The sequence below is a fragment of the Gallibacterium anatis DSM 16844 = F 149 genome (genome assembly GCF_000379785.1).
Taxonomy (GTDB): Bacteria; Pseudomonadota; Gammaproteobacteria; order Enterobacterales; family Pasteurellaceae; genus Gallibacterium; species Gallibacterium anatis.
Map to the genome: position 1 here is coordinate 1 of NZ_KB903764.1, position 1,998 is coordinate 1,998.

Annotated in this window: 1 protein-coding gene and 1 pseudogene; both read right to left on the bottom strand. The window is 35.2% G+C overall.

From position 1 onward, the window contains the following. Positions 1-324 (bottom strand): annotated as a pseudogene (locus tag A3EO_RS13625) (hypothetical protein); the annotation flags it as partial. Between the two features lie 77 nt (positions 325-401). Continuing rightward, entirely contained in the window at positions 402-1,514 is a 1,113-nt protein-coding gene (gene asd, locus A3EO_RS0112445) for an aspartate-semialdehyde dehydrogenase (protein ID WP_018347395.1), read from the bottom strand. Positions 1,515-1,998 lie beyond the last annotated feature (484 nt).

A 1,998-nucleotide genomic window follows, 5' to 3' on the forward strand; every position in this document is an offset into this window, starting at 1 on the left:
AAGGAAAAGCAAGAGAAAAGCGACAAAGTAAAAAAACAAACCCACTTTTATCAAATGATTTTGGAAAGATGGGTTTGTCAGCAGTCTGAAAAACCGTTCAATTTTTTCTTGATTAAAAGCAGTTTTATCGCTGTTTAGGAAATAATCTTTATTATTAAAAAAGACCGTACCATAAATACGCCACATATCATTTTGAAAATTAGGATAATAAAAATTCATTTTCCAACGTGCTTTCGGTGGTGGAAAACTGCCTAACATTAACATTGTGGCATTGGTAGGTAAGAAAGGTTGTAACGGATGTATTTCAATATTTTTCTCTATCATAAATAAGAGCTTAAGACACTATATAAAAGAAAAACTCGCACTAATAAAATTAGCGCGAGTAGTTAAGAAATTGACAATTAAGCAACTAACTGTTTCAAAATACGGCGGATAGGCTCTGCCGCACCCCATAATAATTGGTCACCAACAGTAAATGCGGCTAAGTATTCCGGCCCCATATTGAGTTTGCGTAAACGTCCAACCGGAACACTTAATGTGCCGGTCACTTTTGCCGGTGTTAATTCACGCAATGTGGTTTCTTTGTCGTTAGGAATCACTTTCACCCATTGATTGTGAGAAGCTAAAATCTGTCCGATTTCCGCTAACGGCAAATCTTTTTTCATTTTGATAGTGAATGCTTGGCTGTGGCAACGTAAAGCACCGATACGCACACATAAGCCATCAATTGGCACCGGATTGTCAGATAAACCTAAAATCTTGTTGGTTTCGGCATAACCTTTCCACTCTTCTTTAGTTTGACCACTTTCTAACAATTTATCGATCCACGGAATTAAACTACCACCAAGCGCTGCACCAAAATTTTCTGTTGGGAAATCTTCAGCTCGCATTTTGGCGGTAACTGCACGTTCAATATCTAAAATAGAGGAAGATGGATTTGCCAATTCAGGGGCAACCACATCGTGAAGTTCACCCATTTGCAATAATAATTCACGCATATTTTTTGCACCAGCACCGGAAGCGGCTTGATAAGTTGCCACCGAAACCCATTCAACCAAATCACGTTCAAATAGACCGCCTAATGCCATTAACATCAAACTAACGGTACAGTTTCCGCCGACATAAGTTTTAATGCCATTTTTTAAACCTTGATCAATCACGTGTTGATTAACAGGGTCAAGCACAATAATCGCCTCTTTCTCCATACGCAATGCGGAAGCGGCATCAACCCAATATCCATCCCAACCAGTAGCACGCAATTTTTTATAAACTTCATTGGTGTAATCACCACCTTGGCAAGTTACAATAATCTCTTGTTGCTTTAATGCCTCAAGATCATAAGCATCTAATAAAACGCCAGCAGCTTTTCCGGCATAATCAGGTGCAGGTTGCCCTGCTTGAGATGTGGTAAAAAAAGTAGGTGTGATATTAATAAAATCCTGCTCTTGTTGCATACGCTCCATTAATACAGAACCGACCATACCACGCCAACCAATAAAACCGACTTTTTTCATATTGTACCTCATTAGTTAATTTCAAATGTTCCAACTATAGCGCAACACTTAGCCCTACAATCTGTTGATTTTGTTGATAAATGCTGTGTTTTTAAATAAGCATTAATTAATTACCGCATAATATGAATTAAATCAATAGAAAATACAAAAAATATAAAAATTTTTTAAAAAAGCACTTTCTTATATTAAAAAGAAACAAAAAGTAATAACAAAAAAGAAAATTTTTTGTAAAAATGGAGTTAAAAGCAAGATCTGCAATGACAAATCAATCAAATAGTATTAAACTCGTCAACGCTAGTTATAGATAATAATATTATTTTCCAATGTTATAATTTATCTTATTGGTAGTACAATGATTATGTAAAAAATCTGATTTTTTTAAAATGTAATTTTAGGTGTATTTGGTAAAAAACAGGATAAATTCATTTTGTCGAATGGCTAAAATATGAGTTTTTTCAATAAGTTAAATGAAAATACCCCCCCC

Excerpts from the sequence above, each read along its gene's own strand:
- asd (WP_018347395.1), bottom strand. The coding sequence starts at position 1,514 with ATGAAAAAAGTCGGTTTTATTGGTTGGCGTGGTATGGTCGGTTCTGTA.